Raw genomic sequence first — 22,409 nt, forward strand, 5'->3', positions numbered from 1 at the left:
ACGGCACGCCGAGTACGATCCTCGCGATCACGTGGGACAGGTATCGGAGCGGCCACCTCGGGCGGGCGTCGGCACGATCATCGCGGCATTCAGCACGATCGATGCTGCGTTTGCCATTCAGCGCGGCTGCATCGAGGACGCGGCACGATCATGCCTGCAGTGAGCGCCCCCCGCATCTTCACGATCCGAATTGCCGAAGGTCGAGCTGTTGCCACGACAACGGCTTGCGACTCGACGCACGCACCGCGAACCCAAAACGAAAAACCCCTTGATCCTTCCGGATCAAGGGGCTTCGTATTTTGGCGGAGAGGGTGGGATTCGAACCCACGGTACGGGGAAACCGTACGCCTGATTTCGAGTCAGGTACATTCGACCACTCTGCCACCTCTCCTTCCTTGCTGCATCTCGCGGCTGGTCGTTTCCGCGAGAAAAAGATTATAAGACGATCGCTTCGCAGCTGACAAGCCCTTTCTGCAAATTTTTTTGCGAGGGCTTTGAAGGCCGCGTTACGACGCCTGTGCCGGCGCGTCGATACGCTCGATGCCGCCCATGTACGGACGCAGCGCTTCCGGCACCGTGACCGAGCCGTCCGCGTTCTGGTAGTTCTCCAGCACCGCGACGAGCGTACGGCCGACGGCGAGACCCGAACCGTTCAGCGTATGCACGAGCTCCGGCTTGCCCTGCGCGTTGCGGAAACGCGCCTGCATCCGGCGCGCCTGGAACGCTTCGGTGTTCGAGCAGCTCGAGATCTCGCGATAGGTGTTCTGCGCAGGCAGCCACACTTCGAGGTCGAACGTCTTCGCGGCCGAGAAGCCCATGTCGCCCGTGCACAGCGTGATCACGCGGTACGGCAGGCCGAGCTTCTGCAGGATCGATTCCGCATGGCCGACCATCTCGTCGAGCGCGGCGTACGACGTTTCCGGCGCGACGACCTGCACCATCTCGACCTTGTCGAACTGGTGCTGGCGGATCATGCCGCGCGTGTCGCGGCCGTACGAACCGGCTTCCGAGCGGAAGCACGGGGAATGCGCGGTCAGCTTGATCGGCAGTGCGGACGCGTCGACGATCGACTCGCGCACGGTGTTGGTCAGCGAGATTTCCGACGTGGAGATCAGGTATTGCGTGACCTTGTTTTCCTCGCCGCCCTTTTCGACGCGGAACATGTCGTCCGCGAACTTTGGCAGCTGGCCCGTGCCGTACAGGATCTCGGGGTTCACGATGTACGGCGTATACGTCTCGGTGTAGCCGTGCTGCTGCGTGTGCGTGTCGATCATGAACTGCGCGAGCGCGCGGTGCAGGCGTGCGATCGAGCCGCGCAGCATCGTGAAGCGCGCGCCGGCGAGCTTCGCGCCGGTCTCGAAATCGAGGCCGAGCGGCGTGCCGACGTCGACGTGATCCTTCACCGCGAAATCGAACTGGCGCGGCGTGCCCCAGCGGCGCACCTCGACGTTGTCGGCTTCGTCCTTGCCGACCGGCACGCTTTCATGCGCGACGTTCGGCATGCCCAGCATCAGGTCGGACAGGCGCGCCTGGATCTCGCCGAGCTTGGCTTCCCCCGCCTTCATTTCGTCGCCGATCCCGCCGACCTCGGCCATCACGGCCGACGTGTCCTCGCCCTTCCCCTTCATCGCGCCGATCTGCTTCGACAGGCTGTTGCGGCGCGCCTGGAGCTCTTCGGTACGGGTCTGGATCGCGCGGCGTTCCGCTTCGAGCGCGGAGAAGGCGGCGATGTCGAGGGTGTAGCCGCGATCGGCGAGGCGCTGGGCGACGCCGTCGAGGTCTTTGCGCAGCAACTGGATGTCGAGCATGGGAGGACTTGGAGAATCGTTGTGTAAGACGGGAATTCTAACGCACCGCGGAGCCGACACGGCACTGGCCGGACAGACAATGCTGCAAACGGGCGATGACCGTGGCGCGACGGCCATGGCAGTATCGCATTGCCGGTCCGCCCGCCGGCACCCGCGAAATCGCGCGGCATCGACGCGCCGCGGATCGCGAAACACCCGGGCGTGCCCGCCGCAACGCATCGAACGCGGCACGCGCCCCCGTCACGACGACTCAAGGAACCCGATGGCCATCGAATTGGAGAAGGACGTACGCGACCGCGCGATCGCGTCGCTGCAACGCTATTTCACGGAAAACATGGATGAGCCGATCGGCAATATCCAGGCGGGTGCCCTGCTGAACTTCTTCGTCGAGGAAATCGCGCCCGCGATCTACAACCTCGCGATCGCGGATGCGCAGCAGAGCCTGCACGCCCGCGTCGCCGAACTCGACATCGAGTGCCATCAGGAGCCGTTCGGCTACTGGAAGAAGCAGCCGGCCCGCAAGCGCTGACGCGTTTGCGGCCGCATCGGCGCAGGCCGCGCCGGACGGTGCCCGGCTCAGTCCTTCTTGCCGGCCTCGCGGTCGAGTTCGCGCAGCCACGCGAGCTTGTCGGCGATCTTCGACTCGAGCCCGCGCGGCACCGGCTTGTACCAGCGCGGCTCGCGCATCCCGTCCGGCAGGTACGTCTCGCCGGCCGCATACGCATTCGGCTCGTCGTGCGCGTAACGGTACGCATGACCGTAGCCGAGTTCCTTCATCAGCTTGGTCGGCGCGTTGCGCAGATGCACGGGCACCTCGCGCGACTTGTCCTGCTTCACGAACGCCATCGCCTGGTTGAACGCGTTGTAGCCCGCATTGCTCTTCGCCGCGCACGCAAGATAGATCACCGCCTGCCCGAGCGCGAGCTCGCCTTCGGGCGAGCCGAGCCGCTCGTAGGTTTCGGCCGCGTCGTTCGCCACCTGCAGCGCGCGCGGATCGGCGAGGCCGATGTCTTCCCACGCCATCCGCACGATCCGCCGCGCGAGATACTTCGGATCCGCGCCGCCGTCGATCATCCGGCAGAACCAGTACAGTGCGCCGTCCGGGCTCGAACCGCGCACCGACTTGTGCAGCGCCGAAATCTGGTCGTAGAAGTTGTCGCCGCCCTTGTCGAAGCGCCGTGCGTTCAGCGTCATCGCGCTGCTGACGAATTCGGCATCGATCGTCGTGGTGCCGGCCGAGGTGGCCGCCGTCTGCGCCTGCTCGAGCAGGTTCAGGAAGCGCCGCGCATCGCCGTCCGCATAGCCGACCAGCGTATCGACCGCCTTGTCGTCGAACGACAGGCCGTCGAGCGCGATTTCCTGTGCGCGCCTCAGCAACTGGCGCATCTCGTCGTCGTCCAGCGACTTCAGCACGTACACCTGCGCTCGCGACAGCAACGCCGAGTTGACCTCGAAGCTCGGGTTCTCGGTCGTCGCGCCGATGAAGGTCACGAGCCCCGACTCGACGAACGGCAGCAACGCATCCTGCTGCCCCTTGTTGAAGCGGTGGATTTCGTCGACGAACAGGATCGTGTGGCGGCCGGTGCGGTTCAGCGTGTCCTTTGCCTGCTCCATCGACTCGCGGATGTCCTTCACGCCGCCAAGCACCGCGGACAGCGCAATGAACTCGCAGTCGAACGCGAGCGCGGTAAGCCGGGCGAGCGTCGTCTTGCCGACGCCGGGCGGCCCCCACAGGATCATCGAATGCGGCTTGCCCGATTCGAACGCGAGCCGCAGCGGCTTGCCTTCGCCCAGCAAATGCGTCTGGCCGATCACCTCGGCGAGCGTCTTCGGCCGCAGCGCCTCGGCGAGCGGGCGGCGCGGCTCGACTTGAAACAGGTCGGACATGAACCCTGGCTCCACATCAAACAATGGCGGCCGAACCGGCCGCCGGACCCGACATTATGACAGCCGCACGAAAGCACCGCCGCGCCCGGTGCCGGGTGCCCGCGCCCAGCGCCCGGCGCCCAGAAACAACAAGGGCCTGCCGTCGCCGGCAGGCCCTTCGGTGAACAGCAGCGCGCGGGCGCCGGTCAGCCGGTGATCACGTCGGCGCCCTTCGGCACGACGAACTTGAACGTATCGCCCTTCAGCGCCGGATTCGTCTGGATGTTCGTGAACGTCAGCAGCGTGACATTGCCGAACACGTCGTGCAGTTCCATCGCGGCGAGCGTGCCGTTCTTGAAGCCGATGCCGATCCGCTGGAACTGCGTGTCCTGCGCCTTCGGCAGCATTTCGAGCCACTCGATGCCGCCCTTTTCGCCGGCATCGCGCAGCGTGTAGTTCTTCTCCAGATCGTTGCTGCCGAACAGGATCGCGGCGGGGCTCGCGCCCAGCGCGCCGTTCAGCTTGCGCTCGGTGACCTGGTTCAGGTCGCGGTCGTACACGTAGAGCTTGTCGCCGTCGGCCTGCAGCACCTGCTGGTACGGCTTCTGGTACGTCCAGATGAACTTGCCCGGGCGCGCGAACACGAACGTGCCGCTCGAATTGTCGGTGGGCTTCGGCACGGCCTGCGCGGCGCTCGCGCCCTTCGCCGGGGCCTTGACGATCTGCTGCGTGAAGTCGCCCTTCGCCGAACGCACCTGCGACACGAACGCCTTCAGTTGCTCGGTGCCGCCCGCGAACGCGTGCGTCGCCGCGAGCATCAGCGACGCGCCGGCGAGCGCCGCGCCGAGCCAGCGCCGCGTCGAACGAAGGGACATTGCGAACGAATGTTGCTGCATATTGCGGTTTTCTCCCTGGGTGGCCGGCGCTGCGAACGCCGCGGACTCATTCCGCGTCGCGCGCCGGCACAAGAATTTCGCGGTTGCCGCTCGACGACATCGCCGACACGAGCCCCGACTGCTCCATCTGCTCGAGCAGCCGCGCCGCGCGGTTGTAGCCGATCCGCAGATGGCGCTGCACGAGCGAGATCGATGCGCGGCGGTTCTTGATGACGATCTCGACCGCCTGGTCGTACAGCGGATCAGACTCCTCGCCGCCTTCGCCGGTTCCCGCGCCGGCCGAGCCCTCGTCGCCGTCGGCGGTGCCGCCTTCGAGCAGGCCCTCGACGTAGTTCGGCTCGCCCTGCTCCTTGAGCTTTTCGACGACGCGATGCACTTCGTCATCCGCGACGAACGCCCCATGCACGCGCACCGGCAGCCCGGTACCCGGCGCCAGGTACAGCATGTCGCCCATCCCGAGCAGCGATTCGGCGCCCATCTGGTCGAGAATCGTGCGCGAGTCGATCTTCGACGACACCTGGAACGCGATCCGCGTCGGCACGTTGGCCTTGATCAGGCCGGTGATCACGTCGACCGACGGACGCTGCGTCGCGAGGATCAGGTGGATGCCGGCCGCGCGCGCCTTCTGCGCGATCCGCGCAATCAGTTCCTCGACCTTCTTGCCGACGACCATCATCAGGTCGGCCAGCTCGTCGATCACCACGACGATATTCGGCAGGCGGCCGAGCGGCTCCGGGTCTTCCGGCGTCAGGCTGAAGGGATTCGGCAGCTTCTCCTCGCGCTTCGCGGCCTCGTCGATCTTGTTGTTGTAGCCTGCCAGGTTGCGCACGCCGAGCTTGCTCATCAGCTTGTAGCGGCGCTCCATTTCGGCGACCGTCCAGTTCAGCGCGTGGCCGGCCTGCCGCATGTCGGTGACGACCGGGCACAGCAGGTGCGGAATGCCTTCGTAGACGCTCATTTCGAGCATCTTCGGATCGATCAGGATCAGGCGCACCTGCTCGGCGGTTGCCTTGTACAGCAGCGACAGGATCATCGCGTTGATCCCGACCGACTTGCCCGAACCGGTCGTGCCGGCCACCAGCAGGTGAGGCATCTTCGCGAGATCCGCGCACACCGGCTTGCCGCCGATGTCCTTGCCGAGGCTCAGCGTGAGCGCCGACGACGCGGCCGCGTACACCTCGGAACCGATGATCTCGGACAGGTGCACCGTCTGGCGGCGCTGGTTCGGCAGCTCGAGCGCCATGTAGTTCTTGCCGGGAATCGTCTCGACGACGCGGATCGACACGAGCGACAGCGAGCGGGCGAGATCCTTCGCGAGGTTGACGATCTGGCTGCCCTTCACGCCGGTGGCCGGCTCGATCTCGTAGCGCGTGACGACCGGGCCCGGATAGGCGGCGACGACGCTCGCCTCGACGCCGAAATCCTTCAGCTTCTTCTCGATCAGGCGCGACGTGAATTCGAGCGTGTCGGCCGAAATCGCCTCCTGTGCCTTCGGCGCGGGATCGAGCAGCGATACCGCGGGCAGCGTCGAATCGCCCGGCAGGTCGGTGAAGAGCGGCACCTGACGCTCGCGCTCGACGCGCTCGGACTTCGCCGGCGTGACGACCGGCGGCACGATCGTCACGGGCTCGTGATCCTCGATGCGCACGCGCTCCTCTTCGACCTTGCCTTCGCGGCGCACGGCCGCGGCCTCGCCGAGCTTGCGGTCGCGCTCGGCCTCGCGGCGCAGCTTCGCGACGTTGACGGCGGACAGGATCGCGCCGCCGACACGCTCGGCGACCGACAGCCACGAGAAGCGGAAATACAGCGACAGGCCGATCGCCAGCGCGATCAGCAGCAGCAGCGTGCCGCCCGTGAAGCCGAACGCATGCGACATCGCACCCGCGACGGCCTCGCCGACGACACCGCCCGGCGCGCGCGGCAACTGCACCTTCAGCGACCACATGCGCAGCGCCTCGATGCCGTCGCACGCCAGCACGACGAGTACGAACGCGAGGATTTCGGTGAGCCAGCCGATCGGCCGCTCGGGTTCGTCCGAGACCGCCTCGTGGCGCGTGATGCGACGATAGTTGACGGCGATGCGCCGCGCGAGCGGCACGATCAGCCAGTAGGCCGACAGGCCGAACAACAGCAGGATGATGTCGGCCGTCCACGCGCCGACGCGGCCGGCCCAGTTCGTGATGTGATCCACCTGAGCGGCGTGCGTCCAACTCGGATCGCGCCGGCTGTAGCTCAGCAGGGCCATCACCAGAAATGCGCAGAGCGCGACCTGGAGAATCCAGCGGATCTCCGTGAGGAGCTTCGACATCCGGTGCGGCAACGCCTGTGCCTGGGCGGAATAAGGAGCTTTTGCCATGAATCCGTATAAAGAGGACGGGCCGTGCGCCCGCCTGTCGTTCGATCCCGCTTATTGTAAACGCTGCACCGGGCCGCCAAGTGTAAATGACGGTTACATAACAGGGCCGGGATCCCGACACCCCCGCGGATGTATTTCCCGGCAGCCCGTTGCCGTGGTGCGGCCGCCCCGGTCGGGCGCCGCCGCGACGCCCGTCGAGCCGGTGCCAGGCCCCGCTGCACGTGCGGCAACGCGCCGCCGGGCGCCCTGCCCGCCCCGCGTGCGCGGCCGTTGCGGTGCCCGACACTATCGCCGCGATTGAAACTCTCGTTCGGCAACGCGGCAACGGGGCCTTTATAATGCGCGTCTGATACCCATCTATGACGGCATCCCGGTCAACCCGGATCGTACGGCGAGCCCTACCCCGCCCGCCGCGGCCGCCTTTTACGGATTCGCACATGTCCACGCCCAAACACGCCAAAGTCCTGATTCTCGGTTCCGGCCCCGCCGGCTACACGGCTGCCGTCTACGCGGCACGCGCCAACCTGTCCCCGGTGCTGATCACCGGCATCGCGCAGGGCGGCCAGCTGATGACCACGACCGACGTCGAAAACTGGCCGGCAGACGCGAAAGGCGTGCAGGGTCCGGAGCTGATGGCGCGCTTCCAGGAGCACGCGGAACGCTTCAACACCGAAATCGTGTTCGACCACATCCACACCGCGAAGCTGCACGAGCAGCCGATCCGCCTGATCGGCGACTCGGGCGAATACACGTGCGACTCGCTGATCATCGCGACCGGCGCGTCCGCGCAGTATCTCGGCCTGCCGTCCGAAGAAGCGTTCATGGGCAAGGGCGTGTCGGCCTGCGCGACCTGCGACGGCTTCTTCTATCGCAACCAGGAAGTCGCGGTGATCGGCGGCGGCAACACGGCCGTCGAGGAAGCGCTCTACCTGACCGGCATCGCGAAGAAGGTCACGGTGATCCATCGCCGCGACAAGTTCCGCGCGGAGCCGATCCTGATCGACCGCCTGCTGGAGAAGGAAAAGGAAGGCGCGGTCGTGATCAAGTGGGATCACGTGCTCGACGAAGTGACCGGCGAGGATTCGGGCGTCACCGGCCTGCGCATCAAGAACGTGAAGACCGGCTCGACGGAAGATCTCGCCGTGCAGGGCGTGTTCGTCGCGATCGGCCACAAGCCGAACACCGACCTGTTCCAGGGCCAGCTCGAGATGAAGGACGGCTACATCCTGACGAAGAGCGGCCTGCACGGCAACGCGACGTCGACGAGCGTGCCGGGCGTGTTCGCCGCGGGCGACGTGCAGGACAACGTGTACCGCCAGGCGATCACCAGTGCCGGCACGGGCTGCATGGCCGCGCTCGACGCGCAGCGCTACCTCGAAAGCCTGCACGACAAGAAGTAAGCCGCGAGACCTGTCGCGCCGGGCGCTACAATGGCGTCCGCTGCCGCGAAGCGGGTCTGGCCGGACAAGCCGCTGCCGCCGTGCAGCGGCTTTTTTTTGCCCGCGCGCCCGAACGCGCCTGCCCTGCGTACCGAATCATGGCGAAGAACCAGCCCCATCCGAGCGATCCCGCAAAGCGCCAGATCGCCGCCCGTCCCGCGAACCCCGCGCCCGTCGCGCCGGCGCCCGCGCCCGATCCCGCCGCGTTGCGCGGCCAGGGGCTCGCGGGCCTCGGCGCGCTGCGCAAGTCGCTGCAAGGCGAAGCCGATCGCCGCGACCGCGAGCGCATCGAAACGGCCAAGGCCGAGCGCAAGGCGGAAGCCGACGCGAACCTGTTCCGCAACGAGATCGGCGCGATCCGCCCGCTGAACGCGCCGCCGCGCGCGGCGGCCGGCCGCACGCCGCCCGACCCGGTGCCGAAGCAGACGCAGCGCGACGAGGAAGCCGTGCTGAACGCGACGCTGTCCGACGAATTCGATCCCGAGACGCTGCTCGACAGCGACGACTCGCTGTACTACCACCGCCCCGGCATCAGCCGCGACGTCGTGCGCAAGCTGCGCAGCGGCGCATGGATCGTGCAGGCGCAGATCGACCTGCACGGGATGCGGCGCGACGAGGCGCGCGACGCGCTCGCCGAGTTCATCCGCGAAGCCGGCAAGAAGGGGCTGCGCTGCCTGCGCGTGATCCACGGCAAGGGGCTCGGCTCGATCGGCAAGGAACCCGTGCTGAAAGGCAAGGTGCGCGCGTGGCTCGTGCAGAAGGAAGAAGTGATCGCGTTCTGCGAGGCGCGCGGCCACGACGGCGGCGCGGGCGCGGTGCTGGTGCTGCTGCAGCCGTTCGCGGCGCCGGGCGACCGGGGGCCGCGTGCCGCATCCTAGGCTGACGCTCGCGATCGCGGTACTGGAGGCGATCGCCACGCTGGCCTTTGCGATCTCGGGCTTCATCGAGGCGCGCAAGAACCGCCTCGACTCGGTCGGCACGTTCGTGGTGGCGCTCGCCACCGCGTTCGGCGGCGGCACGCTGCGCGACATCCTGCTCGAGCGCCGGCCGTTCTACTGGGTCGTGCATGACGACTACGTGATCGTGATCTTCGTGCTCGCGCTGTTCGCGCCGTTCGTGCTGCGGATGCTGTCGCGAATATCGGCCGAGCGGCTGCTGCTCGTCGCCGATGCGATCGGGCTCGGGATCTTCAGCATCTCGGGCACGGCGATCGCGCTCGATGCCGAGATGCCGCGCTTCATCGCGGTGATGATGGGCGTGATCACGGGCGTGGTCGGCGGGATCATCCGCGACGTGCTGTGCAACGACATCCCGCTGATCCTGCGCGATTCGCGGCCCTACGCGACCTGCGCGTTCGTCGGCTGCTGGTTCTACCTGCTGCTCGTGTGGCTGCAGTTCGATTCCGTCTACAGCGTGCTGCTCGCGACCGGCTTCATCCTCGTCGCGCGGCTCGCGACGTTCAAGTTCGACGTAAGGCTGCCGCACTGAGCACCGCCGCGGCATCATCCGCCACGTCGAAAAACCAAAGGGCCGTCCGAAGACGGCCCTTTTTTCTTCGTTCAGCGCTCGCGCGACCTTACGCGATTCGCTCCTCCGACGCCGGATCGAACAGCACCGCCTTCGACACGTCGAACAGCAGCGACAGCGTCTGGTCGGGCTGCGGGTTCGCGGCCGGATGCACGCGGCTCACGATGCGCTTGCCGTTCACCTGCGCGAACACGTGCGTGTCCGGCCCGGTCGGCTCGGTCACGTCGACGCGCACGTCGAACGGTTGCAGATGCGACGCGTCGCCGTTGTGCGCATGGCGCACGTCGGTGATGCGCTCCGGGCGCAGGCCGAGGATCACCTCGCGGCCGACGTGCGACTTCAGCTTCGCCGCATCGAACGGCAGGTTCAGCACGCCGCGCTTGACGCCCGTGTCGACTTCGAGCGCGATCCCGCTGCCCTGCTCGACCAGCTTGCCGTTGATGAAGTTCATCGGCGGCGCGCCGATGAAGCCCGCGACGAACAGGTTCGACGGCGAATCGTAGATCTCCTGCGGGGCGCCGAACTGCTGGACCACGCCGTCCTTCATCACCGCGATCCGGTCGCCGAGCGTCATCGCCTCGATCTGGTCGTGTGTCACGTAGACGATCGTCGTGCCGAGGCGCTGGTGCAGCAGCTTGATTTCCGCGCGCATCTCGATGCGCAGCTTCGCGTCGAGGTTCGACAGCGGCTCGTCGAACAGGAACAGCGACGGATCGCGCGCGAGCGCACGACCCATCGCGACGCGCTGGCGCTGGCCGCCCGACAGCTGACCCGGCTTGCGGTCGAGCAGGTGCTGGATCTGCAGCATCTGCGACACGCGCTCGACGATCTGCTGCTGTTCGCTCTTCGGCACCTTGCGGATGTTCAGGCCGAACGAGATGTTCTCGCGCACCGTCATCGACGGATACAGCGCGTACGACTGGAACACCATCGCGATGTCGCGATCCTTCGGCGACAGGTCGTTGACGACCTTGCCGTCGATGCAGATCTCGCCGCTCGTCACGGTCTCGAGCCCGGCGATCATGTTGAGCAGCGTCGACTTCCCGCAGCCCGACCCGCCGACCAGGATCAGGAACTGTCCGTCCTCGATCTCGATGTCGACACCCTTCAGGACCGGCACCCCGTTCGGGTAGGTCTTGTACACGTCACGGATGGAAAGGCTTGCCATGCTGTGAATCCTCTGTCTCGTCTCGCGCGGCGCACTCCGGCGCCGCGTCGGGTTCGTTTCGATGCGCCGCGCGCGAGGCGCGGCCGGTTCGTCGTATCGGATGAAGCCGCGCTTACCCCTTCACCGCGCCCGCCGTCAGCCCGCGCACGAAGTAGCGGCCGGCGACGATGTAGACGAGCAGCGTCGGCAGCGCGGCGATGATCGCGCCGGCCATGTCGACGTTGTATTCCTTCACGCCCGTCGACGTGTTGACGAGGTTGTTCAGCGCAACCGTGATCGGCATCGAATCGACGCCGGAGAACACGATCCCGAACAGGAAGTCGTTCCAGATCTGCGTGAATTGCCAGATCAGGCACACCATGAAGATCGGCAGCGATACGGGCAGCAGGATCTTCGTGAAGATCGTGAAAAAGCCCGCGCCGTCGATGCGCGCGGCCTTCACGAGTTCGGCCGGCACGCTCACGTAGAAGTTGCGGAAGAACATCGTCGTGAACGCGATGCCGTACACGACGTGCACGAACACGAGGCCCGGAATCGTGTTGGCGAGGCCGAGCATCCCCTGCAGGCGCGCCATCGGCAGCAGGATCACCTGGAACGGGATGAAGCAGCCGACCAGCATCATCGTGAACAGCGCATCGGCGCCGCGAAAGCGCCAGTGCGTGAGCACGTAGCCGTTGAACGCGCCGATCAGCGACGAGATCAGCACGGCCGGGATCACCATCTGCAGCGAGTTCAGGAAGAACGGCTTCATGCCGTCGCAGCGCACGCCGGTGCACGCGCCGCTCCAGGCCTTCACCCACGGGTCGACGGTCCACGTGGTGGGCGGCGTCAGCAGGTTGCCGGTGCGCAGCTGGTCGAGATCCTTGAACGACGTCGACAGCATCACGTAGATCGGGAACAGGAAATACAGCGCGAACAGGATCAGTGCCGCATAGATCACTGCCCGGCTGATCGTCATCTTAGGCTGCATTGCGGGTGCTCCTCGATTCCATATACATCAGCGGCACCAGCACCGCGACCACGGTCGCGAGCATCATCACCGAGGACGCCGCGCCGAGCCCAAGCTGGCCGCGGTTGAACGAAAACGTGTACATGAACATGGCCGGCAGCGACGACGACGTGCCCGGGCCGCCCGCCGTCAGCGCGACGACGAGGTCGAAGGTCTTGATCGTGATGTGGCAGAGGATCAGCAGCACCGAGAAGAACACCGGGCGCATGCTCGGGATCACGATCTTGCGGTAGATGGTCGGCAGCGTCGCGCCATCGACCTGCGCGGCCTTGAAGATCTCCGCGTCGACCCCGCGCAGCCCCGCGAGGAACAGCGCCATCACGAAGCCGGTCGACTGCCACACGGCCGCGATCACCACGCAGAAGATCGCCTTGTCCGGATCGTCGAGCCAGCCGAACGAGAAGCTCGTCCAGCCCCAGTCGTGCATCACCTTCTCGAGGCCGAGGCCCGGGTTCAGGATCCACTGCCACGCGGTGCCGGTGACGATGAACGACAGCGCCATCGGGTACAGGAAGACCGCGCGCAGCGCGCCTTCGTTGCGGATCCGCTGGTCGAGCAGGATCGCGAGGAACAGCCCGAGCGCGACGCAGATCACGATGAACGGAATCCCGAACCAGCCGAGGTTCGCGGCGGAGGTCCACCACACGTCGTTCTGGAACAGGTCCGAGTAACGGCCGAAGCCGTCGAATTCGTAGTTCGGCAACAGCCGCGAACGGGTCAGCGACAGATAGCCGGTAATCAGGATGAAGCCGTAGATGAACACCACGGCGATCGCGACGCTCGGCGCAAGCACGAGCTTCGGGATCCAGCGATCGGCGAAGGCCGACATCGGCGACGTACGCCGTGCGGCGGCAGCGCCGGATCCGTTTCCGCTAAGAGGGGCAGCCACTTGATTCGACTCCTGGAACGAGGGCGACGCAGGCCGGGCCGGCGCCGGGTACGGCACGGGCTTCGCGGGCGAGCCCGTTTGCTGCACATGCAAAAACGCCCGGCCGATGAAGCGTTTCCGGCCGGGCGCCTGTCGCGCGTTACTTGACCTTCGCGGCCTTCGCGAGCGCGGCGACCGCGCTCTTCGAATCCTGCTGCGAGTTCATGAACTTCGTCACGACGTCCGTGATCGCGCCGGCGGTCGCGTCGCTCTGCGCCATCCCGTGCGCGAGCGACGGGACGAAGCCGCCCGACTTGATCGCGGTCTGCTCGTCGGCATACGACTTCTTCGCGCAGTCGTCGAACTTGTCCATCTTCACGCCGAGGCGGACCGGCACCGAACCCTTCAGCAGGCTGAACTGTTCCTGGAAGTCCGGCGTCATGATCGTCTTCGCGAGCGCGAGCTGGCCCGGCGTCGCGTTCTTCTCGCCCTTCTGCTGGAAGAACACGAACGAATCGACGTTGAACGTGTAGGCATTCGCCGTGCCCGGCACCGCCGCGCAGATGTAGTCCTTGCCCGCCTTCTTGCCGGCGTTCTCGAACTCGCCCTTCGCCCAGTCGCCCATGAACTGCATGCCGGCCTTGCCGTTGATCACCATCGCGGTCGCGAGGTTCCAGTCGCGGCCGTTGCGGCCGGTATCGAAGTAACCCTGGATCTTGCGCACCGTATCGAACACGGACAGCATCTGCGGCGAGGTCAGCGTCGCCTGGTCGAGGTCGACCAGCGCCTTCTTGTAGAACGCCGGGCCCTGCGACAGCACGACGTCTTCCCACAGCGTCAGGTCCTGCCACGGCTGGCCGCCCATCGCGACCGGCTGGATGCCCGCGGCCTTCAGCTTGTCGGCCACCGCGAAGAATTCAGGCCAGGTGGTCGGCACCTTCGCGCCGACCTTGTCGAGCGCGGCCTTGTTGATGTACAGCCAGTTCACGCGGTGCACCGAGAACGGCGCCGCGACGGTGTGGCCCTTGTACTTGATGATCTTGTCGATTTCCGGCGGCAGGTTCTGCTTCCAGTCGCCGGCAGCGGAATCGATGTTGACGAGCACGCCCTGGTCGGCCCAGTCCTGGATCAGCGGGCCCTTGATCTGCGCGGCCGACGGTGCGTCGCCGCTGATCACCTTGGTCTTCAGCGCGGTCATGGCCGCGGCGCCGGCGCCGCCCGCGACCGCGAAGTCCTTCCACACGTAGCCCTGCTTCTGCACGTCGTCCTTCAGCACGCCGACGGCCTTCGACTCGCCACCCGAGGTCCACCAGTGCAGCACCGTCACATTTTCGGCTGCCTGCGCCGCCACGGCGCCGGCCATCAGACCTGCAGCGCAGAGCGCACCCATGATCGAGCGAACTTTCATTACTTATCTCCTCCAGACTGAATCAACTCGTGAGGTTCCCCGACGGGGAACCGGCTTCTTGATAACGACGGGGAAATCGAGCCGCGGGACGCATGCAGCGTACGGGGCCGATGACCGGCCGGGCTCTTACAGAAAGCGTGAATCGAGATTCAACGGCGTGTCTCCTCTTTGTGTTTCTGGCCCGCCGCGATGATGCGGCGCGAGCCCGGGGCCGACGTCGCGCTGACGATGCGCGCCGTCAATGTCCGATAACATTCGGCACAAGGCGTTCCCGAAGATGAAGCTCGCGCAGTTCATCGACCGCACTTCTTTTTTTCTTCACCCAGGTGCTACCCCTTGCGGCGGATTGTAGTTAAACTACAATTCAGTGTCAAAAATATTTTTATCGCACTACGGATCGCTTCCGAGCACCCCAACCCGGCGGAGACACATGCATACCGATTCCAGCTTTACCTTCGTACTTTTCGGCGGCACCGGCGATCTGTCGATGCGCAAGATCCTGCCAGCGCTGTTCGAGGCGCACCGTGCGAACATGCTGGCGGAGAGCGGCCGGATCGTTGCCGTGGCGCGTCATGAATCGGATCGGGCGTCCTATCTCGAATGGGTCGACACGCACGTGAAGCCGCACGCGGCCAAGGCCGCCGGCAACGCGTTCGACGAAGCTGCGTGGAAGTCCTTCCTCGATCGCATCGAATACGTGCACCTCGATCTCGGCCGTGCGGAAGACTACGTCGTGCTGCGCGACGCGGTGGCATCGCTGCCCGGCATCCGCGTGTTCTATCTCGCGACGGGCCCGTCGCTGTTCGTGCCGATCTGCAAGGCGCTCGCGTCGGTCGGCCTGAGCGAAGGCTCGCGCATCGTGCTCGAGAAGCCGCTCGGCTACGACCTGAAGTCTTCGAACGCGATCAACGACGCGGTCGGCGAAATCTTCGCGGAAGACCAGATCTACCGGATCGACCACTACCTCGGTAAAGAACCCGTGCAGAACCTGCTCGCGCTGCGCTTCGGCAATGCGCTGTTCGAGCCGCTGTGGCGCCGCGAATGGGTCGAGAGCATCCAGATCACGATCGCCGAGGAGCTCGGCGTCGAGGCACGCGGCGATTTCTACGACAATACGGGCGCGCTGCGCGACATGGTGCAGAACCACCTGCTGCAACTGCTGTCGATCGTCGCGATGGAGCCGCCGCATTCGATGGATTCGGATTCGGTGCGCGACGAAAAGCTGCGCGTGCTGCGCGCGCTGAAGCCCGTCGATCCGCGCGACATCGGCAAGGTGGCCGTGCGCGGCCAGTATCATGCGGGCGTGATCAAGGGCGCGCAGGTGCCGGCCTATGCAACCGAACCGGGCGTGAAGCCCGACAGCCAGACCGAAACCTTCGTCGCATTGAAGGTCGAGATCGAGAACTGGCGCTGGGCCGGCGTGCCGTTCTTCCTGCGCACCGGCAAGCGGCTCGCCGATCGCGTCGCGGAGATCGTCGTCAATTTCCGCCCGGTGCCGCATTCGGCGCTCGGGCCGACCGCGCTGCGCCCCGGTTCGAACCGCCTCGTGATCCGGCTGCAGCCGAACGAAACGATCCGCCTGTACTGCCTCGCGAAGCAGCCCGGCGAAGGGATGAACCTCGCGAGCGTGCACCTCGACCTTGCGTTCGACCAGTTCTTCAAGGAAGGGCAGATGGAGGCGTACCAGCGCCTGCTGCTCGACGTGATCAACGGCCGTCTCGCCCTCTTCGTGCGACGCGACGAACAGGAAGCCGCATGGCGCTGGGTCGAGCCTATCCTGAACGAATGGGCACGCACGCTGAAGCCGCCGAAGCCGTATGCGGCGGGCACGTGGGGGCCGGCCGCGGCGAGCGCGATGCTCGCGCAGCACGACACCTGCTGGCTCGAAGAAGAGAACTGATGCAACCGTTGCCGCGCACGCCACCGTACGCGGCAACGTGCCCCACGATTCGTACGATTTGAACAGACAAAGCAGTCCGGAGGAGATGTGATCGAGATTCACGCTTTCGACACCCAGGAAGCGCAAAGCGAAGCGCTCGCGCGCGCCGTCGGCGATGCGCTGCGCGCCGCGCTCGCCGGCCCCGCGCGCCCGACGCTCGCGGTGTCCGGCGGCACGAGCCCGCGCCCGTTCCTGCAAACGCTGTCGCACGCGACGCTCGACTGGGCCGGCGTCGACGTGACGCTGGTCGACGACCGCTGGGTGCCGGAGGACGATGCAGCCAGCAACGCGCACCTCGTGCGCGACACGCTGCTGCAGCACGCCGCCGCCCCTGCCCGCTTCCTGCCGCTCGTCGACACGCGCGCCGCGCTCGACGCGCACGTCGCCGCGCTGAACGCGAACGCCGACTACCGCGTACCGAGCGTCGCGGTGCTCGGCATGGGCGAGGACGGCCATACCGCGTCGATCTTCGCCGATGCGCCCGAATGGGATCACGCGATCACGACGCCCGAGCGTTTCGTCGCCGTCCATCCCGGCGCCGCGCCGCATGCGCGCGTGAGCTTCTCGCTCGATGCGCTCAAGCGCGTCGACCGGCTGTTCCTGCTGATCGCGGGCGAACGCAAACGCGCGGTGCTCGACGCCGCGGCCGCGTCGCTGCAGAAGAACGCGATTTCCCAACTGGCCAACGACAAGGGGACCCAGCTCGATGTCTACTGGTGCGCAAAGTAAGGCGGTCGTCGCGGGTCAGCATGCCGACGGCCCACGCCTGCTCGCGGACGTCGGCGGCACCAACGCGCGCTTCGCGCTGGAAACCGGCCCGGGCGAGATCACGCAGATTCGCGTCTATCCCGGCGCCGACTATCCGACGATCACCGACGCGATCCGCAAGTATCTGAAGGACGTGAAGATCAGCCGCGTGAACCACGCGGCGATCGCGATCGCGAACCCAGTCGACGGCGACCAGGTCACGATGACCAACCACGACTGGAGCTTCTCGATCGAGGCGACGCGCCGCGCGCTCGGCTTCGACACGCTGCTCGTCGTCAACGATTTCACCGCGCTCGCGATGGCGCTGCCGGGGCTGACCGACGCGCAGCGCGTGCAGGTCGGCGGCGGCGCGCGCCGCCAGAACAGCGTGATCGGGCTGCTCGGGCCCGGCACCGGGCTCGGCGTGTCCGGCCTGATTCCGGCCGACGACCGCTGGATCGCGCTCGGCAGCGAAGGCGGCCATGCATCGTTCGCGCCGCAGGACGAGCGCGAGGACCTGGTGCTGCAGTACGCGCGCAAGAAGTTTCCGCACGTGTCGTTCGAACGCGTGTGCGCGGGCCCCGGCATGGAGATCATCTATCGCGCGCTCGCCGCGCGCGACAAGAAGCGCGTGGCCGCGACCGTCGACACGGTCGAGATCGTCGAGCGCGCGCATGCGGGCGACGCACTCGCGCTCGAGACGGTCGAATGCTTCTGCGGGATTCTCGGCGCGTTCGCGGGCAGCGTCGCGCTGACGCTCGGCGCGCTCGGCGGCGTGTACATCGGCGGCGGGGTCGCGCTGAAGCTCGGCGAACTGTTCACGCGCTCGTCGTTCCGCGCGCGCTTCGAGGCGAAGGGCCGCTTCACGCACTACCTCGAGAACATCCCGACCTACCTGATCACCGCCGAATACCCGGCGTTCCTCGGCGTATCGGCCATCCTCGCGGAGCAACTGTCGAACCGCTCGGGCGGTGCGTCGTCGGCCGTGTTCGAACGGATCCGCCAGATGCGCGACGCGCTGACGCCGGCCGAGCGCCGCGTCGCCGATCTCGCACTGAACCATCCGCGTTCGATCATCAACGATCCGATCGTCGACATCGCGCGCAAGGCCGACGTGAGCCAGCCGACCGTGATCCGCTTCTGCCGCTCGCTCGGCTGCCAGGGGCTGTCCGACTTCAAGCTGAAGCTCGCCACCGGCCTCACCGGCACGATCCCGATGAGCCACAGCCAGGTGCATCTCGGCGACACGGCCACCGACTTCGGCGCGAAGGTGCTCGACAACACGGTGTCCGCGATCCTGCAGTTGCGCGAGCACCTGAATTTCGAGCATGTCGAGAACGCGATCGAGATCCTGAACGGCGCGCGGCGCATCGAGTTCTACGGGCTCGGCAACTCGAACATCGTCGCGCAGGACGCGCATTACAAGTTCTTCCGCTTCGGGATCCCGACGATCGCGTACGGCGACCTGTACATGCAGGCCGCATCGGCCGCGCTGCTCGGCAAGGGCGACGTGATCGTCGCGGTGTCGAAGTCGGGACGCGCGCCCGAGCTGCTGCGCGTGCTCGACGTCGCGATGCAGGCCGGCGCGAAGGTGATCGCGATCACGTCGAGCAACACGCCGCTCGCGAAGCGCGCGACCGTCGCGCTCGAAACCGACCACATCGAGATGCGCGAGTCGCAGCTGTCGATGATCTCGCGGATCCTGCATCTGCTGATGATCGACATCCTCGCGGTCGGCGTCGCGATCCGCCGTGCGTCGACGAACGGCGAACTGCCCGAGGCCGTCGCGCAGGCGCGGGCACGCGCGAGCGACGACGAAACGGCCGACGTGCTCGACTGGCTGAGCCACGGTGCATCGCCGGCGGCGAAGGACGTCGCACGGGATTGACGCGGCGCGGCGGCAGCCGCTTCCCGCGTTCGAAACGAAAACGCCACCGGCGCGGCGCGCGCGGTGGCGTTTTTCATGCTGCCGTCAGGCCGCGGATCAGGCGCCCGCCTTGACGGGCCGCCCGTGCCAGCGCAGCACCAGGAAGCGGCCGGCGAAACACAGCACGCCCGACACGCCGATCGTCACGCCCATCGCGAACGGCGTGCCGTCCGCGAGTGCGCCGATCGCGACGCTCGCGAGCGCGCCAAGCGCCAGCTGCATCGCGCCGAACACGGCCGCCGACGCGCCCGCGTTGTGCGGATAGCGATGCATCAGGTCGGTCGTGCAGTTCGCCGACAGGATCCCGACCACGCCGACGACGAAGAACAGGCACACGACGATCGACCACAACCCGCCCCACCCCGTCAGCGCGACGAGCGCGACCGCGAGCGACGCGATGCAGCTCACGAGCGACGCGGCCGCGATGATGCGCAGCGAGCCGAGGCGGCCGACGAGCCGCGTGTTCGCGAAGTTGCCGATCATGATGCCGACGACGTTCAGGCCGAACAGCAGCCCGTAGTGCTGCGGCGACACGTGGAAATACTCGATGTACACGAACGGCGTGGCGGTGATGTACGAGAACATCGACGCGAACGCCATCCCGCCGCACAGCATGTGCCCCCAGGCGACAGGATCGGACAGGATGCGCCCGTACGACGCGAACGACGCGAGCACGGCCGCGCTCTTGCGCCGCTCCTTCGGCCAGGTTTCGGGCACGCGCAGGTACGCGGTCGCCGCGCATACCGCGCCGAATACGGCCAGCACGACGAACACGCCGCGCCAGCCGGAGAAGCGCAGGATCTGGCCGCCGATCAGCGGCGCGAGCAGCGGCCCGACCGCGGTGACGATCGCCACCATCGACAGCACCTTCGCCGCGTCGGTCGGCTCGTGCGCGTCGCGCGCGATCGCACGCGACAGCACCGACGCCGCGCCGGCGCCGAGCGCCTGCAGGAAGCGTACGAGGATCAGCATGTCGATCGACGTCGACACGAAGCAGCCGATGCTCGCAAGCGTGAACAGCGCAATGCCGCCGAGCAGTACCGGCCGGCGGCCCCACGTGTCGGACAGCGGGCCGTACAGCAGCATGCCGATCGAGAAGCCGGCCATGAAGCTCGTCAGCGTGCGCTGCGCGGCGCCGGCGCTGACGGAGAAGCCGGCCGCGATCGACGGCAGGCTCGGCAGGTACATGTCGGTAGCGATCGGCCCGCAAGCGGCGAGCGCGCCGAGCAACAGGATCAGCCGGGCATCGGGCCGGCGTCGGATGACGTGAGACATGGGTATCCGGAATGGAGCCCGCGCGCATCGGGGCGCGCGTGGCGGTGAAGACGGGAGGCCGCGCCGCGAACGGCACGCCCAGGCCCATGATTGTACGCGCAACTTTTTTTCGTGCAGGCTGCCGAGTGCGCAGCGGGCCCGAAAGGCACTGCACGGTACCCGCCGCGGGGGATCGAGCGCCGGATTCGATTAAGCTTGCAGCGACTCACCCCTTCTTGTCTGACCAATACAGTGCACGACCGAACCGATGACCGCTTTCCTGCTGATCTGGAGCCCCAAGAAATGGCCGTGGCCCGAACTGCCCGACGTCGCCGCGCGCGTGAAGGCCGGCGAGGCCGTGCATGACGTTTGGGGCTGCGGCTTCGCGCGCGGCATCCTGCCGGGCGACCGCGTGTTCCTGCATCGCGTCGCGAAGGAACCCAAGGGCGTGTTCGGCTCCGGCTACGTGACGCGCGCGCCGTACGAGGTGCCCGATCCGTCGACGAAGCGCGGCTACCGGTTGTGCATCGACTTCGTGTACGACTGGCTGGTCGACGCGCACCAGGACGTCGTGATCGCGCGCGACGCGCTGCGCGTCCATCCGTACTCGGTGCAGACCTGGGATGCGCAAAGCTCCGGCACGGTGATCAAGCCGATGGTCGAAGGCCCGCTCGAGAAGCGCTGGGCCGAGCTGACCGGCAAGCGCAAGCCGCCCCCGTTGCCGGATCGATAACGGGGCCGAATCGCCCGCTCGTCCTCCCCGGCCCGCGCGATCCCTCGCGCCGATACGCCGCAGACGGCGCCGCGGGCTCGCCGCGCGCGTCTCCGGTACAATCGGACGATCGTTCCGCCCAGGCGCCGCGGCCCGTGCACAGGCCCCCGCGCCCTTCTCTCGCAGGTTTCGTCCATGTCCAACAATCAGATCCTCTTCGAACGCGCCCAGAAGACCATTCCCGGCGGCGTCAACTCGCCGGTGCGCGCATTCCGTTCGGTCGGCGGCACGCCGCGCTTCGTCGCACGCGCGCAAGGCCCGTATTTCTGGGATGCCGACGGCAAGCAGTACATCGACTACATCGGCTCGTGGGGCCCGATGATCGTCGGCCACGTCCATCCGGAAGTGCTGTCGGCCGTGCAGAACGTGCTCGCCGACGGCTTCTCGTTCGGCGCGCCGACCGAAGCCGAGATCGAGATCGCCGAGGAAATCTGCAAGCTCGTGCCGTCGATCGAGCAGGTGCGGATGGTGTCGAGCGGCACCGAGGCCACGATGAGCGCGCTGCGTCTCGCGCGCGGCTTCACGGGCCGCAGCCGCATCGTCAAGTTCGAGGGCTGCTACCACGGCCACGCGGACAGCCTGCTCGTGAAGGCCGGCTCGGGCCTGCTGACGTTCGGCAACCCGACGTCGGCCGGCGTGCCCGCCGACATCGCGAAGCACACGACCGTCCTCGAATACAACAACGTCGCCGCGCTCGAAGAAGCGTTCGGCGCGTTCGGCGACGAGATCGCCGCCGTGATCGTCGAGCCGGTCGCGGGCAACATGAACCTCGTGCGCGGCACGCCGGAATTCCTGAACGCGCTGCGCGCGCTGTGCACGAAGCACGGCGCCGTGCTGATCTTCGACGAAGTGATGTGCGGGTTCCGCGTCGCGCTCGGCGGCGCACAGGCGTACTACGGGATCACGGCCGACCTCACCTGCCTCGGCAAGGTGATCGGCGGCGGGATGCCGGCTGCCGCGTTCGGCGGCCGCCGCGACATCATGGCCCACCTCGCGCCGCTCGGCGGCGTCTACCAGGCCGGCACGCTGTCGGGCAACCCGATCGCGGTCGCCGCGGGCCTGAAGACGCTGCAACTGATCCAGGCGCCCGGCTTCTACGACGCGCTCACCGCACAGACCAAGCGTCTCGCCGACGGCCTTGCGGCCGAAGCGCGTGCGGCCGGCGTGCCGTTCGCGGCCGACTCGATCGGCGCGATGTTCGGCCTCTACTTCGCCGAACGCGTGCCGACCAGCTTCGCCGAAGTGACGAAGAGCGACACCGAGCGCTTCAACCGCTTCTTCCACCTGATGCTCGACGAAGGTGTGTACTTCGCGCCGTCCGCGTATGAAGCCGGCTTCGTGTCGAGCACGCACGACGACGCGGTGATCGACGCGACGCTCGCGGCCGCGCGCCGCGCATTCGCGGCACTCGCTGCCTGACCCGGG

At 67.1% G+C, this 22,409-nt stretch carries 18 protein-coding genes and 1 tRNA gene; 9 read left to right on the forward strand and 10 right to left on the reverse strand.

Annotated elements, in window-relative coordinates:
- Nucleotides 1–300 precede the first annotated feature (300 nt).
- Nucleotides 301–391: transfer RNA gene (locus CFB34_RS19555), tRNA-Ser, on the reverse strand.
- 115 nt (nucleotides 392–506) lie between these two features.
- Nucleotides 507–1,808, reverse strand: coding sequence for a serine--tRNA ligase (gene serS, locus CFB34_RS19560; protein ID WP_089439446.1), 1,302 nt, complete (start codon nucleotides 1,806–1,808; stop codon nucleotides 507–509).
- Between the two features lie 262 nt (nucleotides 1,809–2,070).
- On the opposite strand from serS, the gene CFB34_RS19565 reads away from it, so the two are divergent.
- Nucleotides 2,071–2,337, forward strand: coding sequence for a DUF2164 domain-containing protein (locus CFB34_RS19565; protein ID WP_089439445.1), 267 nt, complete (start codon nucleotides 2,071–2,073; stop codon nucleotides 2,335–2,337).
- 47 nt (nucleotides 2,338–2,384) lie between these two features.
- Here the strand turns inward: CFB34_RS19565 and CFB34_RS19570 are convergent, their stop codons facing one another.
- The 3 genes from CFB34_RS19570 to CFB34_RS19580 all read right to left on the reverse strand — a co-directional run bounded on the left by CFB34_RS19570 (nucleotide 2,385) and on the right by CFB34_RS19580 (nucleotide 6,926).
- Nucleotides 2,385–3,695 (reverse strand): replication-associated recombination protein A, encoded by a 1,311-nt coding sequence (locus CFB34_RS19570; RefSeq protein ID WP_089439444.1) that lies wholly within the window; start codon nucleotides 3,693–3,695, stop codon nucleotides 2,385–2,387.
- A 185-nt stretch (nucleotides 3,696–3,880) separates the two neighbouring features.
- Nucleotides 3,881–4,570: an outer membrane lipoprotein chaperone LolA gene (lolA, locus tag CFB34_RS19575; RefSeq protein ID WP_089439443.1), complete on the reverse strand. Its 690-nt coding sequence runs from the start codon at nucleotides 4,568–4,570 to the stop codon at nucleotides 3,881–3,883.
- Between the two features lie 46 nt (nucleotides 4,571–4,616).
- A complete protein-coding gene (locus CFB34_RS19580) occupies nucleotides 4,617–6,926 on the reverse strand; it encodes a DNA translocase FtsK (RefSeq protein ID WP_089439442.1) in 2,310 nt (769 codons plus the stop codon).
- Nucleotides 6,927–7,363: 437 nt separating this feature from the next.
- Between CFB34_RS19580 and trxB the strand changes: the two genes are divergently transcribed.
- The 3 genes from trxB to CFB34_RS19595 all read left to right on the forward strand — a co-directional run bounded on the left by trxB (nucleotide 7,364) and on the right by CFB34_RS19595 (nucleotide 9,853).
- Entirely contained in the window at nucleotides 7,364–8,326 is a 963-nt protein-coding gene (trxB, locus tag CFB34_RS19585; RefSeq protein WP_089439441.1) for a thioredoxin-disulfide reductase, read from the forward strand.
- Between the two features lie 137 nt (nucleotides 8,327–8,463).
- On the forward strand, nucleotides 8,464–9,243 hold the full coding sequence (locus CFB34_RS19590) for a Smr/MutS family protein (RefSeq protein ID WP_089439440.1): 780 nt from the start codon (nucleotides 8,464–8,466) through the stop codon (nucleotides 9,241–9,243).
- A complete protein-coding gene (locus tag CFB34_RS19595; protein WP_089439439.1) occupies nucleotides 9,230–9,853 on the forward strand; it encodes a trimeric intracellular cation channel family protein in 624 nt (207 codons plus the stop codon). Before CFB34_RS19590 ends, CFB34_RS19595 begins: the two co-directional genes overlap by 14 nt.
- An 88-nt stretch (nucleotides 9,854–9,941) precedes the next feature.
- On the opposite strand, the gene ugpC is transcribed toward CFB34_RS19595, so the two are convergent.
- The 4 genes from ugpC to CFB34_RS19615 form a co-directional block, all read right to left on the reverse strand.
- Nucleotides 9,942–11,060, reverse strand: coding sequence for a sn-glycerol-3-phosphate ABC transporter ATP-binding protein UgpC (gene ugpC, locus CFB34_RS19600; RefSeq protein ID WP_089439438.1), 1,119 nt, complete (start codon nucleotides 11,058–11,060; stop codon nucleotides 9,942–9,944).
- A 112-nt stretch (nucleotides 11,061–11,172) separates the two neighbouring features.
- A complete protein-coding gene (locus CFB34_RS19605) occupies nucleotides 11,173–12,030 on the reverse strand; it encodes a carbohydrate ABC transporter permease (protein ID WP_011544828.1) in 858 nt (285 codons plus the stop codon).
- A complete protein-coding gene (locus tag CFB34_RS19610; RefSeq protein ID WP_089439437.1) occupies nucleotides 12,020–12,958 on the reverse strand; it encodes a sugar ABC transporter permease in 939 nt (312 codons plus the stop codon). The genes CFB34_RS19605 and CFB34_RS19610 overlap by 11 nt, the downstream gene beginning before the upstream one ends.
- Before the next feature lie 139 nt (nucleotides 12,959–13,097).
- Nucleotides 13,098–14,345 (reverse strand): ABC transporter substrate-binding protein, encoded by a 1,248-nt coding sequence (locus CFB34_RS19615; protein WP_059485260.1) that lies wholly within the window; start codon nucleotides 14,343–14,345, stop codon nucleotides 13,098–13,100.
- Nucleotides 14,346–14,775: 430 nt separating this feature from the next.
- Here CFB34_RS19615 and zwf point away from each other — a divergent pair, with 430 nt between their 5' ends.
- The 3 genes from zwf to CFB34_RS19630 all read left to right on the forward strand — a co-directional run bounded on the left by zwf (nucleotide 14,776) and on the right by CFB34_RS19630 (nucleotide 18,919).
- Nucleotides 14,776–16,245: a glucose-6-phosphate dehydrogenase gene (gene zwf / locus CFB34_RS19620; protein WP_089439436.1), complete on the forward strand. Its 1,470-nt coding sequence runs from the start codon at nucleotides 14,776–14,778 to the stop codon at nucleotides 16,243–16,245.
- Between the two features lie 87 nt (nucleotides 16,246–16,332).
- Complete coding sequence (pgl, locus tag CFB34_RS19625; RefSeq protein WP_089439435.1) at nucleotides 16,333–17,013, forward strand: 6-phosphogluconolactonase; 681 nt, start codon at nucleotides 16,333–16,335, stop codon at nucleotides 17,011–17,013.
- The gene (locus tag CFB34_RS19630) at nucleotides 16,991–18,919 is read left to right on the forward strand and encodes a bifunctional transcriptional regulator/glucokinase (protein WP_089439434.1); all 1,929 of its coding nucleotides are present in this window, start codon (nucleotides 16,991–16,993) and stop codon (nucleotides 18,917–18,919) included. Before pgl ends, CFB34_RS19630 begins: the two co-directional genes overlap by 23 nt.
- Nucleotides 18,920–19,015: 96 nt before the next feature.
- Here the strand turns inward: CFB34_RS19630 and CFB34_RS19635 are convergent, their stop codons facing one another.
- Nucleotides 19,016–20,233, reverse strand: a complete 1,218-nt coding sequence (locus CFB34_RS19635; RefSeq protein WP_089439433.1) for a Bcr/CflA family multidrug efflux MFS transporter — start codon at nucleotides 20,231–20,233, stop codon at nucleotides 19,016–19,018.
- Nucleotides 20,234–20,480: 247 nt separating this feature from the next.
- Between CFB34_RS19635 and CFB34_RS19640 the strand changes: the two genes are divergently transcribed.
- Complete coding sequence (locus CFB34_RS19640; protein WP_011351244.1) at nucleotides 20,481–20,945, forward strand: hypothetical protein; 465 nt, start codon at nucleotides 20,481–20,483, stop codon at nucleotides 20,943–20,945.
- 174 nt (nucleotides 20,946–21,119) lie between these two features.
- Nucleotides 21,120–22,403: a glutamate-1-semialdehyde 2,1-aminomutase gene (hemL, locus tag CFB34_RS19645; protein ID WP_014897811.1), complete on the forward strand. Its 1,284-nt coding sequence runs from the start codon at nucleotides 21,120–21,122 to the stop codon at nucleotides 22,401–22,403.
- The last annotated feature ends 6 nt before the right edge of the window (nucleotides 22,404–22,409 follow it).

It is taken from the genome of Burkholderia sp. HI4860, from assembly GCF_002223045.2.
In the GTDB taxonomy this organism is placed as follows: Bacteria; Pseudomonadota; Gammaproteobacteria; order Burkholderiales; family Burkholderiaceae; genus Burkholderia.

What these genes read in the sequence shown, in the direction of transcription:
- serS (WP_089439446.1), bottom strand. Translation starts at nt 1,808, where the DNA reads ATGCTCGACATCCAGTTGCTGCGCAAAGACCTCGACGGCGTCGCCCAG.
- CFB34_RS19565 (WP_089439445.1), top strand. Translation starts at nt 2,071, where the DNA reads ATGGCCATCGAATTGGAGAAGGACGTACGCGACCGCGCGATCGCGTCG.
- CFB34_RS19570 (WP_089439444.1), bottom strand. Translation starts at nt 3,695, where the DNA reads ATGTCCGACCTGTTTCAAGTCGAGCCGCGCCGCCCGCTCGCCGAGGCG.
- lolA (WP_089439443.1), bottom strand. Translation starts at nt 4,570, where the DNA reads ATGCAGCAACATTCGTTCGCAATGTCCCTTCGTTCGACGCGGCGCTGG.
- CFB34_RS19580 (WP_089439442.1), bottom strand. Translation starts at nt 6,926, where the DNA reads ATGGCAAAAGCTCCTTATTCCGCCCAGGCACAGGCGTTGCCGCACCGG.
- trxB (WP_089439441.1), top strand. Translation starts at nt 7,364, where the DNA reads ATGTCCACGCCCAAACACGCCAAAGTCCTGATTCTCGGTTCCGGCCCC.
- CFB34_RS19590 (WP_089439440.1), top strand. Translation starts at nt 8,464, where the DNA reads ATGGCGAAGAACCAGCCCCATCCGAGCGATCCCGCAAAGCGCCAGATC.
- ugpC (WP_089439438.1), bottom strand. Translation starts at nt 11,060, where the DNA reads ATGGCAAGCCTTTCCATCCGTGACGTGTACAAGACCTACCCGAACGGG.
- CFB34_RS19605 (WP_011544828.1), bottom strand. Translation starts at nt 12,030, where the DNA reads ATGCAGCCTAAGATGACGATCAGCCGGGCAGTGATCTATGCGGCACTG.
- CFB34_RS19615 (WP_059485260.1), bottom strand. Translation starts at nt 14,345, where the DNA reads ATGAAAGTTCGCTCGATCATGGGTGCGCTCTGCGCTGCAGGTCTGATG.
- zwf (WP_089439436.1), top strand. Translation starts at nt 14,776, where the DNA reads ATGCATACCGATTCCAGCTTTACCTTCGTACTTTTCGGCGGCACCGGC.
- CFB34_RS19630 (WP_089439434.1), top strand. Translation starts at nt 16,991, where the DNA reads ATGTCTACTGGTGCGCAAAGTAAGGCGGTCGTCGCGGGTCAGCATGCC.
- CFB34_RS19635 (WP_089439433.1), bottom strand. Translation starts at nt 20,233, where the DNA reads ATGTCTCACGTCATCCGACGCCGGCCCGATGCCCGGCTGATCCTGTTG.
- CFB34_RS19640 (WP_011351244.1), top strand. Translation starts at nt 20,481, where the DNA reads ATGACCGCTTTCCTGCTGATCTGGAGCCCCAAGAAATGGCCGTGGCCC.
- hemL (WP_014897811.1), top strand. Translation starts at nt 21,120, where the DNA reads ATGTCCAACAATCAGATCCTCTTCGAACGCGCCCAGAAGACCATTCCC.